Raw genomic sequence first — 14,036 nt, 5'->3', positions numbered from 1 at the left:
CGCGGCGGTCCTGTTACGAGGGGGTTTGGCTACGAGGCCGTTTCCGCGGCAAGCCGGCGCCTCTTGTCCAGCCAGGCGGGCAGCACCTCGGCCACCAAGACGCTGGAGAACACGAGCGCGAACCCGACGAACAGCCGCAGCGTGAGCTCTTCTGCCCCCAGAAGGATGCTGAACGAGGCGCCGAACACCGACTCGAACGTGAGGATCAGCGAAGCGGTCGCCGGCGTCATGTGGGGCTGGGCGGTGTTCTGCATGAGCAGGGCCAGCGCGGTCGCGAACACGGTGAGGTATCCCATCACCAGCACGTCGTCGAGTCCGAAGCGCGCCAGATCGGGGACGGGCTCGGTGAGCGCCGCCACGGTCAGCCCGCATGCCCCCACCACGGCGAACTGCCAGATGGTGATGGCCAGGGCGTTCTTCTCGGAGGTGAGCATCGAGATCAGGGTGATGTGCAGGGCGAAGAAAAACGCGCAGCCCAGCGAGAGCGCGTCGCCGAACCTCATGGTGAAGTCCCCGTTCAGGCTGATGAGGCCGATGCCGGTGAGCGCGATGGCGGCCCCGGCGATGGAAAACCGCGTGGGGCGCCGGCGCATCAGCAGCCAAGCGGAAAACGGGACGATCACGCAGTACGTCGCCGTGAGGAACGCGTTTTTCCCCGGCGTGGTGTCGGTGATCCCGACGGTTTGCACGTAGTACCCGGCGAACAGCACGAACCCGCATACGCAGCCGTACAGCGCATTGCGCTTGTCGAGGTAGACATCGCGCTCTTTGAAGAAGAACAGGGCCAGGATGACGGCCGCCAGGGCGAAGCGGATCCCCACGAGCCACGCCGGCCCCAGCACCTCGGTGATGTCTTTGACGAGGACGAAGGTGCTCCCCCAGATTATTGTTGCGGTGATAATCATGGCGTAGTAACGCATGGCGACCTCCTTCGTCAAAATCGCATTTGACCGCTATGCTGACGCGCCGCTTCGCCAAAGTCAACCGTTTGCGAAGGAACGAGGGGTTTTCGCGCGATGCGGGCCCGCAGGTTGTGGGCCTGCGCCCGCCGTTTGATACAATGAGGGCACCGATTGTTCAACGAAAGGACGAGCTGCTATGAACATTGTCTTGTTGGGTGCTCCGGGTGCGGGCAAGGGAACTCAGGCTGCCAAGCTGGTCGAAGAGTTCGGGACGCCGCATATCTCGACAGGCGATATGCTGCGCGCTGCCGTGAAGGCCGGCACGCCGCTCGGCAAGAAGGCGAAATCGTACATGGACGCCGGCGACCTGGTTCCCGACGAGGTCATCATCGGGTTGGTGACCGAGCGCCTGCAGGAGCCCGATACCGCGCGCGGCTTCATCCTGGACGGTTTCCCCCGCACGTCCGCCCAGGCGGTCGCGCTCGATGCCGAACTGGGCAAACTCGAGCGTCCGCTTGACGCCGCGCTGCTGGTGGACGTCGATTTCGAGGTCATCATCGGCCGTCTGACCTCGCGCCGCATGTGCCGCGACTGCGGCTACATCGGTTCGGCCGCCGATGCGACCTGCCCCAAGTGCTCGGGCGAGATGTACCAGCGCGACGACGACAACGAGACCACGGTTCGCAACCGCCTCGACGTGTACGAGAAGTCCACGGCTCCCCTGATCGATTACTACCGCGGGTGCGACCTGCTGGTTTCCATCGATGGCGACCGTGACGTCGAAGAGGTGTACGCCGACGTCAAAAAGGCGCTGGGGCTGTAGCCTCCGCTGAACGAGCCCCTGGAGGGCCGCTTCGGGCGTCCGGTCTCGCCGGTATCCGCAAGCGGCGCTTCCGGGGGCTTTTTTGCGCGCAAAGCTTTCCGGCCTCATGCGCGCGGGCTGATAGAATACGGGATGATCGGGATCGCCCGTCCGGTTCGCACCCCGACCCGGCCTCCGTCCGTTTCGGTCCCACGATTAAGGAGCTGATGTCTTGAACATCGTCATCACCGATGATTACGCGGCCATGAGCCGCGCCGCCGCCGACGTGATCGCGTCGCGCATCAAGGAGGACCCCCGCTGCGTGCTGGGCCTCGCGACCGGCTCGACTCCGATCGGCCTGTACGCCGAGCTCGTGAGCGACTGCAACGCGGGCGAGATCAGCTTCGGGGAAGTGTCCACGTACAATCTGGACGAGTATCGCGGGCTTGCGGGCGATCACGAGCAGAGCTATCGGCATTTCATGCAGAAGCACCTGTTCGATCTGGTGGACATCGATCCTGCGGCCACTCATGTGCCCGACGGGGCCAACGACGACGCCGAAGCGGCTTGCTGGGACTACGAGCAGAGCATCTTCGAAGCGGGCGGCATCGATCTGCAGCTTTTGGGCCTGGGGCACAACGGCCATATCGGCTTCAACGAACCCAGCGACGAATTCCCCGTGAACACCCACCTCGTGAAGCTTCACGAACGCACTATCGAGGCGAACAGCCGTCTGTTCGACCATATCGACGAGGTGCCGCGCGAAGCCTACACCATGGGGGTGGGCACCATCATGCACGCTGCGGAGATCCTGGTGGTGGCAAGCGGCTCCGATAAGGCGCAGATCGTCTACGACGCCTTCTTCGGCCCGGTGACCCCCCAGGTCCCCGCTTCGATCCTCCAGCTGCACCCCAACGTCACCGTCATCGTGGACGAGGAAGCCGGTGCCCTATGCGTGTAGTCAACGGCCGCGTTTTCTCGGAAGGCCGCCTCGTCGATGCCGACGTGGATATCGAGGACGGGCGCATTCGGGCGCTCGAGGCGCGCAGCGGCGCGTCGCCGGTGGGCGAGGGCGATGTCGACGCGGCGGGGTGCACCGTCGTTCCCGGTTTGATAGACGTGCATTTCCATGGCTGCATGGGGAGGGATTTCTGCGAGGGGACCGACGAGGCCATCCACGCCATCGCCGCGTACGAGGCTTCGCGCGGCGTGACGTCGATATGCCCGACCACCATGACGTTTCCCGAAGACGTTCTGGGCCGGGTGATGGATGCGGCGCGCGCGTTTGAGCCGGCGGCTTGCGAATCGCAGCTGGTGGGCATCAACATGGAGGGCCCGTTCATCTCGCACGGCAAGATCGGCGCGCAGAACCCCGCCTACGTGGTGAAGTGCGACAGCGGGTTTTTCCGCCGTCTGCAGGAGCGTTCGGGCGGTCTGGTGAAGATCGTGGACATCGCTCCCGAAGAAGAGGGTGCGCTCGCGTTCACGCGCGAGGTGGCGGGAGATGTGCGCGTGTCGGTGGCTCATACCTGCGCGGACTACGACCAGGCGCTCGCCGCGTTTCAGGCGGGGGCGAACCATGTCACGCACCTGTGCAACGCCATGGCGCCTTTGCACCACCGCGATCCGGGTCCCATCGCCGCCGCAGCCGACTGCGATCATGTGATGGCCGAGATCATCACCGACGGGGTGCACATCCATCCCGCGATGGTGCGCGCGATGTTCAAGCTGTTCGGCGACGACCGCTTGATGATCATTTCGGACACGATGGAGGCCGCCGGTCTGGATGATGGCGAGTATTCGCTGGGCGGGCAGAAGGTGCACGTCGAGGGGAACAGGGCCCGGCTCGAAAGCGGCACGCTGGCCGGCAGCGTGACCGATCAGATGGGGTGTTTCCGCATAGCCGTGCGCGACATGGGCGTTCCGCTGGAAAGCGCCGTGCGCGCATCGTCAGAGAACCCGGCGCGCGCGCTGGGCATCGACGGCGAGCGCGGCTTCATCAAGCCCGGGTACATCGCCGATCTGGTAGTGTTGGACGATGAGGTGAACATCGAGCGCGTTATCGTGCGGGGCAGGGCGATATAGCGCTCATCCGAAGCGCTTTCCTTCGAGGGCGATCGGGTTCATGCGAAGGAGATGGGATGGGCGACAGGACGGCGGCTATCAGGATCCCCAGAAGCCACTTCGTGGTCTGGGCGCTGCTGTTCGCCTCGCTGGCGGTATTCTGCGCAGCGGTGTATCCGAGCATCCCCGACAGCGTCGCCGTGCATCTAGGTGCCAACGGGGTCGATCGGTTGCGGGTCAAGACGCCTTTTTTGATGCTCGGACCCCTTTCGATCTTCGCCTTCTGCTGCGCGCTCTTCACGTCGATGCAGGCGATGTTCGCCTACGGCCTGCGCGAGAACTTCCTATACGCGGACGAATCCCCCAGCGACGAGTTCCTGCGATCGCATCGGGCCGTGCAGCGTTGGTGGTTCGTTTCGAGCGCCGGCTTTTCCGCTGTCGTGGGGTTCGGGCTTGCCTGGGGATTCGTATCGGTACGCGCTCTCGAATTGTCCTGCGTGGCCGTGGTTGCGGGCTCCGTCGCGCTCTCGGTCGGCTTCCTGGTTCCGATGATACGCCACTACTCGCAGTTCAAGCGCGTATGGGACGCGGTTTCGCCTGCGGATCCGAAAGCATGGAGGGGCGGGGTGGTCTACTCGAACCCCGCCGACCCGCGTCTGTTCGTTCCCCGGGAATACGGCGGGATCGGGATGACGCTCAACTTCGCGCATCGCCGCGCGAAGCGGGGGTTGATCGCGTTCACGGCGGCGATGGCGGGCTTCGTCGCTTTCTGCATACTGGTGCTCTGACGCCTGAAGATCGCGTGTCGCCGTTGAACGACGAGGACCCCGAGATATCTCGGGGTCCTCGCTGCTTTTCGGTTTCCATCCGGCTTTACTTAGTGGCTTCGACGAACCACGATGTGATGGAAGTCGGGTGCGTGATGGCGGTCCCCACGACGACGGCCCAGGCGCCCGCCTCCAGGGCGTCGGCGACGTCTTGGGGCGCGTGCACGCGGCCCTCGCATACGACGGGATGTCCCGGGAACTCCTCGCATGCCCGGCGCAAAAGATCGAGGTCGGGGCCGTCGGCAGCCGTGCAGTCGATGGCCGCCACTCCGTGCGAGAGCGTGGTGGAGACCAGGTCGCATCCGATGGCGACGGCGCGGCGGATGTCTTCGATGGTGGCGCAGTCGGCCATGACGAGGGTTTCGCACTGCGCACGCAGGTCGTTCACGGTTTGCTCGAACGTGCGCCCGTCGGGCCGGGGCCGGTCGGTTGCGTCGATGGCGACGATATCGGCTCCGGCGTTCACGCAGGCGATCGCATGGCGCAGGGTGGGCGTGATGTAGACGCCCTCGTGACCTTCCTTCCACAGCCCGATCACCGGGACCTCGACGCGCCCCTTGATGGCGGCGATGTCCGAAAGCCCCTGGCAGCGGATGGCTTTGGCCCCTCCCAGTTCGGCTGCCCGCGCCATCTGGGCCATGGTCTCGGGATGGCGCAGCGGCTCTCCCACGTACGCTTGGCAGCTGACGATCAGCGCGCCTTTCAGGTTTTCGATGAGTGCGGAAGTCATAGCGTTACTCCTTAGCGGATGCATCGATCGAATCGAGCAGGTTCTCGGCGGCGCCGATGAGGGGCGCACTTGCTCCCAAAGCGCCCTCGATGATGCGCGTATCGGACAAAGGGGTGAGTGCTTGGCGCTGGAATCCCTGTTCCAGAGCGTAGCGCCAGCGCGGGCCTGCGTTCACCACCGAACCGGACAGCACTACGGCCTCGGGATCGAGGATGTTGCACCACGATCCGATCGCCTGTCCCAGCGCGTCGCCGGCGAACTCTATCGCCTCGGCGGCTCGCTCGTCCCCGGTTTCCGCCCGTCGGGCGATCTCGGCGCCCATGCAGGACGGATCCAGCTCGTCTCCGAAGCTCTTTCCCTGGTAGCGGGCGCATAAGGCGGTTCCCGACGTCACCGTTTCGGCATGCGAGGCGCCTCCGCAGGCGCAGGGGAGGTCGCAGGCGAGGTGATGGAGGGTGTGCCCGATGTGCCCGGCTGCGCCCCGGAACCCGCGCAGCACCTTGCCGTCCAGAACGAAGGCGCCTCCCAGACCGGTGCCGATGCCCACCATGAGGCAGCTGTGCAATCCGCACGCTGCGCCCCAGCGGGCCTCGCCCAGCGCATGGGCGTGCACGTCTCCCATGTTGGCGGCGGACAGGTCGAACTCGCTTGCGAGGCGGCGCGCGACGGCGCGCCCGGTCCAGCCGGGCATGATCTGGTTGGCATAGGCGATCGAGCCCGTCTCGGGATCGACGACCCCGGCCGTATCGGCTCCGATGCCGATGACGGGGCAGGTCGCCTGCGCGATGAGGGTGCGCGCCACCTCGACCATATCGTCGAGCACGGCGGCGCCCCCGCGGGCCGCGTCGGTGGGAACCGATACGGGGCGCGACACGTCGGGACGGGCGCCTTTCTCGGGGTACGTAACCAGCCCGCCGGCGATCTTCGTTCCGCCTACGTCGAGTGCGACCACGCTGAACGGGTGCGATGGCAGATGAGCGGATGAGGGCATGGGTCTCCTATCGAAGAAAAGGCCGAGCTCGGGCAGAGGACCGGAGCTCGGCCTTTCGGGAACCTAGGCGCGGACGGGGGCCTCGGCGTCCATGAGGCCGTTTTCCTTCAGGACGGACACGATGGTCTCGACGTCCTTGCCGACGAGCGGCTGGACGGGCTCGCGCATCTGGTTCGTGTTGAACACGCCCATCTGCCACAGGGCCGTCTTGAACGCTCCCACGCCGGCCCCGAAGCCCACCGTGGCATCCACGTTGCGGACGATGTACATGAGATGGGCCAGGTGATCCTGGATCTGGCGGACGCGCTCCCAGTCGCCTGCCTGGTAGGCGCGCCACTGCTCGACGTAGCTGACCGGATCGAGGTTGGCGAGCCCGGGGACGGACCCGTCGGCACCGCTGAGGTACGCGCCGTCGACGACCACCTCATGGCCGGTGAACAGCTGCAGGGGGTGTCCGGCGTCCTTGTTCTGAAGGCACAGCCAGCGGAAGGCCACGTCGTCGCCCGAGGAGTCCTTGACGCCCTGCAGGACGCCTTCGGTGCCCAGCTTCACCAACATGGTGGGATCGAGCTTGGTGTGAACGCACACGGGCAGGTCGTAGGCGAACAGAGGCAGGTTGCTGTTCTCGCGGATAACGCGGAAGTGGCGCTCGACCTCGCGCGGGCCGCCCAGTGCGTAGAACGGCGCGGTGGCGACCAGGCCGTCGACGCCGAAGCCCTCGGCGCGCTTCGCCTGGTCGATGACGCGCAGTGTCTCCATATCGATGATGCCGGCGAGAACGGGCACGCGCCCGCCCACGATGGCGACGGCCTCCTGCAGCACATGGTAGCGCTGGGCGTCGGTGAGGAAGGCGACCTCTCCGCTGGATCCGAGGAAGAACAGGCCGTCGACGCCCGCCTCGATCATGCGGTTGATGGTGCGCTCGAACGCCACCAGGTCGATCTGGCGGTTCGCATCGAGCGGGATGACTACCGGGGGAATGACGCCTTTGAATTGCGCATCGGACATAGGGATTGCTCCTCTTTCTACGAATACGGTCCCGTTGCGCGAACAGCATACAACGGGACCGAGGGAATAAGCGCGTGCGCGCGTGTTTGTTCAGCGAATCAGCTCAGAAGCGACGGATCGGGGTGAAGCAGCGACGGCGCCGCGCCCAAAAGCAGCTTGGTGTAGTCGTCCTGGGGGTTGTCGAACACCTCGGAGGCTTTGCCGCGCTCGACGGCCTGCCCTTTGTTCATAACCACGATCTGATCGGAGATGTAGCGAACCGTTTGGATGTCGTGGCTGATGAAGACCATGGAAAGCTGCAGCTCGCGCTTGAGGTCCATCAGAAGGTTGAGGATCTGGGCGCGCACCGACACGTCGAGGGCGCTGGTGGGCTCGTCGGCGATGATCGCGTCGGGCGAAAGCGACAGGGCGCGCGCGATGGCGACGCGTTGGCGCTGGCCGCCCGAAAGCTGCCCGGGCAGCGCGTCGAGGACGGAGGAGGGCAGGCCCACCATGCCGATGAGCTCGCGCACGCGCGCGGCCTGCTCCTGGGGCGTTCCGACCTTGTGGACGCGCATGGGGTCGAGCAGCTGATCGGCCACGGACATGCGCGCGTTCAGGGCGGTGGCGGGGTCTTGGAACACGACCGAGATCACGCGCCCGATATGGCGGCGCTGCTCGGCGGAGCGCTTCGTCACGTTCTCGCCCTTGAAGAACACCTGGCCGCTGGTCGGGGTCTGCAGGCCGCACATCACGTTGGCGGTGGTGGATTTCCCGCAGCCGGACTCTCCCACGATGCCCAGCGTCTCGCCGCGGTGCAGCTTGAGGGTGAGGTGGTTGACGGCCGTGACGCGGTTGGGGTTCAGAAGCGACCCGGTGCGCGTCTTGAACACGACGGAGATGTCGTCCAAGAAGATGATGGGCTCCTCGGCAGCGGGGCTTGCCGCCGCCTGCGCGGCTTCGGCGCTTGCTTTGGCGTCAGAGGTCTGGCTCATCGGTTCGCACCTCCTTTGATGTACGGTTCGATTCCCAGACGGGCGAGTTCGCTGTCGGGAAGCTCGGCATAGTAATGATCGGTTCCCGCAACCTGCTTGATCATCGGGCGGATGGGGGACACCTTGTCGGGATGGCTGGAACGCGGCGTGAAGCGGTCGCCCTCGGGGAAGTCCTTGGGAGAGGGGACCGAGCCCGGCACCTGGTGCAGGCGATCCCCGCCCGCCTCGATCGAGAGCACCGAGCCCAAAAGGCCGCGGGTGTACTCGTGGACGGGGTGGCACAGGATGTCGCTGACCGGGCCCTGCTCGACGACCTGGCCGGCGTACATGACCGTGATGGAGTTGGCCACCTCGGCGACCAGCGCGAGGTCGTGGCTGACGAAGACCATTGCGAAGCCCAGCTCTTTCTGGAGCTTGTTCAGAAGATCGATGACCTGCTTTTGCACTGTCACGTCGAGGGCGGTGGTGGGCTCGTCGGCGATGATGACCTTGGGGTCGCGCGTGAGCGCCATGGCGATCAGGACGCGCTGGCGCTGCCCGCCCGAAAGCTCGTGGGGATACGAGTCCAACGTGCGCTTCGGGTCGAGGCCCACCAGCTCGAGCAGCTCTTCGGCGCTACGCGTGCCGCCGCGACTCGTGAGCTGCTTCATCTGGGTGCGGATGAGCATCGAGGGGTTCAGCGAGGACAGGGCGTCCTGGTAGATCATGGCGATCTCGCGCCCGCGCAGCTGGTTGTAGTGCTTGTTGTCGAGGCCCACCAGGTTCTGGCCGTTGTAGATGATCTCGCCGGTGATCTCGGCGCGCGGATCGAGCAGACCCATGATGGTGAGCGAGGTGATGGACTTGCCGCAGCCGGACTCGCCCACAAGGCCCATGGTCTGGCGCGGACGGACCACGAAGCTCACGTGGTCGACGACGTTCACGTTGCCGTGGCGCGGGAAGCGGATGCAGAGGTCCTTGACCTCCAGCACGGGGGGAACGTCGGTGCGGGCCGGGAAGCGGTCGGAGCGCTTCTCCTCGATCTCGCGCAGCTGGGAGAGCCGCTGCTCGAGCGATTCGGCCTGCGCGGCGTATGCCAGGCGCGGATCGGAGACCAGCTTGTCGGCCTCGCGGTTGGCGACGAGGTTGTCGTCGGAGGCCTTGACGGGGGCCTTGGGGGCAGCCGCCATGGCGTCGGTGATGCCCTCGGACAGGATGTTCAGGCACAGGACCGTGATCATGATGGCCAGGCCGGGGAACAGCGCCTGCCACCAGCGGCCCGAAAGAACGCCGCCGCGGGCGTCTGCAAGAATGTTGCCCCAGGTGGGGGTAGGCTCGGGGATACCGGCGCTGATGAAGGACAGCGAGGCCTCGAACACGATGGCGTCGGCCACGAGCACGATGGTGAACACCACGATGGGGGCGATGCAGTTCCTCACGACGTGCTTGATGAGGATGTGGGGCGCGCGGGCGCCGGACACGACGACGGCGCGGACGTAGTCCTGGTTGTACTCGCTCATGACGTTCGCGCGCACGATGCGGGCGATCTGCGGGATGTAGAGGAAGCCGATGGCGAAGATGAGCGAGGGGACGCTGGTGCCGAACACGATGACGAAGGTGGCGGCCAGCGCGATGCCGGGGAAGGACATGACCACGTCGAGGATGCGCATGATGACTTCGGAGATCCACTTGCGGCTGACGGCGGCGACCGCGCCGATGATGGATCCGCAGACGAAGGCGAACAGCGTCGCTCCCAAGCCGATGGTCAGCGAGTAGCGCGCGCCGTACATCATGCGGGACAAGACGTCGCGGCCCTTGTCGTCGGTGCCGAAAAGGTAGGTGGAGCTGGGCGCCTGACGCGCATCGAAGATGGTCAGGGGGTCGAACGGTGCGAGCACCTGGGCCAGCAGCGCCACGGCCACGACCGCCGCCAGGACGATGAGCGAGACGCGGGATCCGACCGACATGGCCTTCCAGCGGCGCAGGCGGATCTTGCCCGGGTTCTGCTCGAACTTCTGGGTGAGGTTTTCACGCAAGGCCATGCTTACACCGTCCTAATTCGGGGGTCGATCAGGATGTAGAGCATGTCGACGATGATGTTGATGATGATGAACGTGATGGCGACCACCAAGACGACGCCCTGCACCAGCATGACGTAGTTGGACTGGATGCCGGACACGATCGCCATGCCCATGCCGGGGAGGTTGAAGATGACCTCGATGACCACGGCGCCTCCGATGAGGTAGCCAATGCGCATACCCAAGACGGTGACGGGGGTGATGAGGGCGTTGCGCAGCACGTTGCGCGCGATGACCACGTTTTTGGGGATGCCGGCGCCTAGGGCGGTGCGGACGTAGTCCTTGTCGAGCTCTTCGACCATGGACGTGCGGATGACGCGCGTCAGCTGTCCGGCCAAAGGAACGCCCAGGGCGAAGGAGGGAAGCGCCATGCGCGTGATCCAGCCGAGGGGGTTTTCGGCGAAGGCGGGCAGCGGGCCCGATGCCGGGAACGTGCCGAGGTTCACCGAGAACAGCAGGATGAGCAGGACGGCCAGCCAGAACGAGGGCGTGGCGATGCAGGCGACGGAAAAGACGCGGATGATCTGGTCGGGCCATTTGTCTCGGTACAGCGCCGAGATGACGCCGAGGATGACCGCGATGATGACCGCGATGATGAGGCCCGCGAAGGTGAGCTGCATGGTAACGGGCAGGGCCTGGGAGATGCGCTCGGCGACCGAGGCGTTGTTGGCGCCGTAGGTGCCCAGGTCTCCGTGGACGAGGCCGGCCATGAAGTTGCCGTACTGAACGACGACGGGATCGTTCAGCCCGTGCTCGTCGCGGTATTGCTGAACCTGCGCTTCCGATGCGCCCTCACCCAAGACCGAATAGGCCTGGTCGATAGGGGAAAGCGACATGAGGAAGAATACGAGGATAGTGACGCCTATTATCATGATGGGCAAAGCGACCAGGCGCCTGCCTATAAGACGTAATAGGTTGTTCACCGGTTCCCCCCTTTCCAATGACAGGGACGCGTGCGCCCCTTTTGCTACATCGGCTTGAATACGCCGCTTGCCTGTTTTTTGGCATGACGAAACAAGCGGCGGATTAAGCCACAAGCCATTCTATATGAAAGCTCTTTGGATGGCGCCCTCAAGACGATTCCGACAAGCTATTCATTATTAAGGAGAAGGCCCCGCAGCGAGCGTGCTGCGGGGCCTTCCGATAGGCTGTATGTGGGAGGGGTCCCTACGCCTTGCGCACCTTGGCGCCCAGGAACACCAGACCGGTGGTGGCGATGGGCTCGAAGCCCTCGATCATCTTGGGCTGGTAGCCGGTCGCGAGCTTGCGGTGGAACAGCGGGTAGAGCGGCGCCTCGTCGGCGATGATGTCGAAGCACTGGTTCCACAGGGACTGCTGAGCGCCCTCGGTGGCCTCGCGCGCCTGCTGCATGAGCTCCTGGAGCTCGGCCCAGCGGCTGCCTTCCTGCTTCTTCCAGCACGAACGGCCGCGCGTCCACACGTTGTCGCCGTACCACCAGGTCATCAGCAGGTCGGGGTCGTTGCCGAAGCAGGTCGGGTCGCCCGGGGTCAGCATGACGTCGTAAGGCAGCTCGCTGTCGGATTCCGCCAGCTTGCTCCAGTCGATCTTCTCCTCCTGGATGGTGCAGCTGATGCCCGCGGCGTCCAGGTCGTTCTTGATCTGGGCGGCGAGGTTCTTCACCCAGTTGTTGTTGGTGAGCAGGGTGAAGCTCAGGCCCGTAGCGCCGGCCTCGGCGAGCAGCGCCTTGGCCTTCTCGGGATCGTAGGTGTAGACCGTCGAAGCCTCATGGTAGTTCGAGTGGGTCTTGGGGAGGAAGCCGGTGACGGCGGTGGCGTTGCCGTTCATCTGGTTCTTGATGAGCTTGTCGACGTCGATGGCATAGAAGAACGCCTGGCGGACGCGCTTGTCGTTGAAGGGCGCCTTCAGGGTGTTGAACATCAGGAAGGCCTGGTTGAAGCCCTGGACGTACTCGACCGAGGCGCCGGCGGCGGTGAGCTGGTCGGCGTTGGCGTCGGGCACGTTCTCCATGACCTGGACGGAGGCTTCCTGAAGCGCCGTGGTGCGGGAGGTCTCGTCCAGAAGGACGTTCCATTCCATGGAAGCGGCGCCGGCGGGGTACTCGCCGGTGTAGTGCTTGTTGGGCTCGAACACCATGGTGCCGCCGTCATCGCCGTTCACCGTGGCGTAGGCCCAGGGGCCCGAACCGATGGGCATGGTCTTCAGCTGGTCTTCGGTGAGAGCGGCGGGGAAGATCTTCACTACGGAGAGGCGGGCCTGCAGGAGGCTGCCGAAAGCGTACTTCAGCTTGAAGGTCACCGTCGCGTCGTCTTTGGCGGTAACGGACTCGATGAAGGAGAGGAACGCGCCGTAGGTCCCGTCGGCCATGTTCTTCTCGAAGGAGTTCACCACGTCGGCTGCGGTGACCTTGCTGCCGTCGGAGAACAGGGCGCCGTCGCGCAGGGCGACTTCGTACTCGGTGTCGGACACCTTGGTGGGCTCGCCCTTGGCCAGCGAGGGGTGGGTCTTGTACGTGTGCAGGTCGAGGTCGTAGAGGCCCTCGAAGACATGCCAGGTGGCAGCCAGCATCAGAGCGGAGCTGTTGCCGATGGGGTTGACGTTGGTGCTGGTGTAGGCGACCGCACCGGTAAGCTTGTCGGCGACGGTTCCGGTGGAGCCGCCCGAGCTCGAGGAACCGCTGGTGGAAGATCCGCAGCCGGTAAGGCTGAGACCGGTCGTGGCTGCGACCGCGGCCAGCGCGCTGCCCGCGATGAACGTGCGGCGCGACAGCTGTGACTTCTGCATCTGCATTAATGCCTCCTGATTGGTTTGACAGTTTCTTCCCTGCGCCGTTGTCGACGGCGCACTATCAGCCGTATTATCTCCCAATCCAACTGTGAAGGAAAGATGAAATTATGCCGACAATTCTTTTGAACTGGCGCTATTAGACGTTTGGATTTGCTTTTGGGGGGCGCGAGCATCATCCTCCCGTTTCGAACGGTTGTTTTGGCAAGGCCAAAGGCCCCTCCGGATCGGAGCGGATTCGGGAGGGAACGCGGCGAAAGGGGAACGGGCGGTGGGCGAAGGCGCTCCCAAAGCGGTGAACGATCATGTCCGCAAGTCGATGCAGGGCAACAAGCGCGCGAACACCAAGCCCGAGCTTGTGATGCGCGAGCGTTTGCGCGCAGCCGGGCTGACGGGGTACCGCCTTCAATGGAAGGTGCCGGGCCGACCCGACGTGGCCTGGCCGGGAAAGAAGGTGGCCCTGTTCGTGAACGGGTGCTTCTGGCACCGCTGCCCCCACTGCAACCCCTCGGTCCCGAAGTCCCATGTGGAGTACTGGTCGGTCAAGTTCGAGCGCAACGTCGAGCGCGATCGGGCCAACATCGCCAAGCTCGAAGAGGACGGCTGGAGCGTCCACGTCGTATGGGAATGCCAGCTTAAGAAGAAGGTCATCGACGACACGATGGCCGAGCTTTTGCCGGTTCTCGCCCGGCAGCTCGGCAAGCCGCTTGCCGACTAGCTGCGCCCCAAACAGGGACGGGAGGCCCTGCGCGGCGGGGTCTTCCCGGATCGGTCGGTATCATGTGCTCGCATCGCTTCGGCAGTGGAGTGGGAATCGTACGGTGTGCCGAAGCCGCAGGCTTTCCCCCGATGAGCACAGACGGCGCCGTTGCAGGAACCAAGGGCCTGCAAAGCGGCGATCGGGGGGCATGGGGTACT

The 14,036-nt window shown here is 65.0% G+C and carries 13 protein-coding genes; 5 read left to right on the top strand and 8 right to left on the bottom strand.

Annotation, left to right across the window (positions count from 1 at the left end; genetic code table 11):
* Positions 1-29: 29 nt before the first annotated feature.
* Positions 30-920, bottom strand: a complete 891-nt coding sequence (locus JI75_RS06410) for a DMT family transporter (RefSeq protein WP_039689637.1) — start codon at positions 918-920, stop codon at positions 30-32.
* Between the two features lie 178 nt (positions 921-1,098).
* Between JI75_RS06410 and JI75_RS06405 the strand changes: the two genes are divergently transcribed.
* From JI75_RS06405 to JI75_RS06390, 4 genes are all read left to right on the top strand, one after another.
* Positions 1,099-1,725, top strand: coding sequence for an adenylate kinase (locus JI75_RS06405; RefSeq protein ID WP_039689635.1), 627 nt, complete (start codon positions 1,099-1,101; stop codon positions 1,723-1,725).
* Between the two features lie 211 nt (positions 1,726-1,936).
* Positions 1,937-2,665, top strand: coding sequence for a glucosamine-6-phosphate deaminase (gene nagB / locus JI75_RS06400; RefSeq protein ID WP_039689633.1), 729 nt, complete (start codon positions 1,937-1,939; stop codon positions 2,663-2,665).
* On the top strand, positions 2,656-3,789 hold the full coding sequence (nagA, locus tag JI75_RS06395) for an N-acetylglucosamine-6-phosphate deacetylase (RefSeq protein WP_039689631.1): 1,134 nt from the start codon (positions 2,656-2,658) through the stop codon (positions 3,787-3,789). Before nagB ends, nagA begins: the two co-directional genes overlap by 10 nt.
* A gap of 56 nt (positions 3,790-3,845) precedes the next feature.
* Positions 3,846-4,556: a DUF5808 domain-containing protein gene (locus JI75_RS06390; protein ID WP_039689629.1), complete on the top strand. Its 711-nt coding sequence runs from the start codon at positions 3,846-3,848 to the stop codon at positions 4,554-4,556.
* Positions 4,557-4,641: 85 nt separating this feature from the next.
* Here JI75_RS06390 and JI75_RS06385 read toward each other — a convergent pair whose 3' ends face one another.
* The 7 genes from JI75_RS06385 to JI75_RS06355 all read right to left on the bottom strand — a co-directional run bounded on the left by JI75_RS06385 (position 4,642) and on the right by JI75_RS06355 (position 13,124).
* Positions 4,642-5,325: an N-acetylmannosamine-6-phosphate 2-epimerase gene (locus JI75_RS06385; protein ID WP_039689627.1), complete on the bottom strand. Its 684-nt coding sequence runs from the start codon at positions 5,323-5,325 to the stop codon at positions 4,642-4,644.
* 4 nt (positions 5,326-5,329) lie between these two features.
* Positions 5,330-6,316, bottom strand: a complete 987-nt coding sequence (locus tag JI75_RS06380) for an ROK family protein (protein ID WP_052241656.1) — start codon at positions 6,314-6,316, stop codon at positions 5,330-5,332.
* A gap of 63 nt (positions 6,317-6,379) precedes the next feature.
* Positions 6,380-7,324: a dihydrodipicolinate synthase family protein gene (locus JI75_RS06375; protein ID WP_039689625.1), complete on the bottom strand. Its 945-nt coding sequence runs from the start codon at positions 7,322-7,324 to the stop codon at positions 6,380-6,382.
* Between the two features lie 98 nt (positions 7,325-7,422).
* A complete protein-coding gene (locus tag JI75_RS06370; RefSeq protein ID WP_039689623.1) occupies positions 7,423-8,298 on the bottom strand; it encodes an ABC transporter ATP-binding protein in 876 nt (291 codons plus the stop codon).
* Entirely contained in the window at positions 8,295-10,319 is a 2,025-nt protein-coding gene (locus tag JI75_RS06365; protein ID WP_039689621.1) for a dipeptide/oligopeptide/nickel ABC transporter permease/ATP-binding protein, read from the bottom strand. The genes JI75_RS06370 and JI75_RS06365 overlap by 4 nt, the downstream gene beginning before the upstream one ends.
* Before the next feature lie 2 nt (positions 10,320-10,321).
* Positions 10,322-11,278 carry an ABC transporter permease gene (locus JI75_RS06360; RefSeq protein ID WP_039689619.1) on the bottom strand — a complete coding sequence of 319 codons (957 nt, stop codon included), beginning with the start codon at positions 11,276-11,278 and terminating at the stop codon, positions 10,322-10,324.
* A gap of 244 nt (positions 11,279-11,522) precedes the next feature.
* Positions 11,523-13,124, bottom strand: coding sequence for an ABC transporter substrate-binding protein (locus JI75_RS06355; RefSeq protein ID WP_240993143.1), 1,602 nt, complete (start codon positions 13,122-13,124; stop codon positions 11,523-11,525).
* Positions 13,125-13,389: 265 nt separating this feature from the next.
* Between JI75_RS06355 and JI75_RS06350 the strand changes: the two genes are divergently transcribed.
* The gene (locus tag JI75_RS06350; RefSeq protein WP_039689617.1) at positions 13,390-13,836 is read left to right on the top strand and encodes a very short patch repair endonuclease; all 447 of its coding nucleotides are present in this window, start codon (positions 13,390-13,392) and stop codon (positions 13,834-13,836) included.
* Positions 13,837-14,036 lie beyond the last annotated feature (200 nt).

It is taken from the genome of Berryella intestinalis (assembly GCF_000814825.1).
In the GTDB taxonomy this organism is placed as follows: domain Bacteria; phylum Actinomycetota; class Coriobacteriia; order Coriobacteriales; family Eggerthellaceae; genus Berryella; species Berryella intestinalis.
Note: the sequence above shows the minus strand (reverse complement) of the source record. Positions and strands in the feature narration are given on the sequence as shown.

What these genes read in the sequence shown, in the direction of transcription:
- JI75_RS06380 (WP_052241656.1), bottom strand. Translation starts at nt 6,316, where the DNA reads ATGCCCTCATCCGCTCATCTGCCATCGCACCCGTTCAGCGTGGTCGCA.
- JI75_RS06365 (WP_039689621.1), bottom strand. Translation starts at nt 10,319, where the DNA reads ATGGCCTTGCGTGAAAACCTCACCCAGAAGTTCGAGCAGAACCCGGGC.
- JI75_RS06355 (WP_240993143.1), bottom strand. Translation starts at nt 13,124, where the DNA reads ATGCAGATGCAGAAGTCACAGCTGTCGCGCCGCACGTTCATCGCGGGC.
- JI75_RS06405 (WP_039689635.1), top strand. Translation starts at nt 1,099, where the DNA reads ATGAACATTGTCTTGTTGGGTGCTCCGGGTGCGGGCAAGGGAACTCAG.
- JI75_RS06375 (WP_039689625.1), bottom strand. Translation starts at nt 7,324, where the DNA reads ATGTCCGATGCGCAATTCAAAGGCGTCATTCCCCCGGTAGTCATCCCG.
- JI75_RS06370 (WP_039689623.1), bottom strand. Translation starts at nt 8,298, where the DNA reads ATGAGCCAGACCTCTGACGCCAAAGCAAGCGCCGAAGCCGCGCAGGCG.
- nagA (WP_039689631.1), top strand. Translation starts at nt 2,656, where the DNA reads ATGCGTGTAGTCAACGGCCGCGTTTTCTCGGAAGGCCGCCTCGTCGAT.
- JI75_RS06410 (WP_039689637.1), bottom strand. Translation starts at nt 920, where the DNA reads ATGCGTTACTACGCCATGATTATCACCGCAACAATAATCTGGGGGAGC.
- JI75_RS06390 (WP_039689629.1), top strand. Translation starts at nt 3,846, where the DNA reads ATGGGCGACAGGACGGCGGCTATCAGGATCCCCAGAAGCCACTTCGTG.
- JI75_RS06385 (WP_039689627.1), bottom strand. Translation starts at nt 5,325, where the DNA reads ATGACTTCCGCACTCATCGAAAACCTGAAAGGCGCGCTGATCGTCAGC.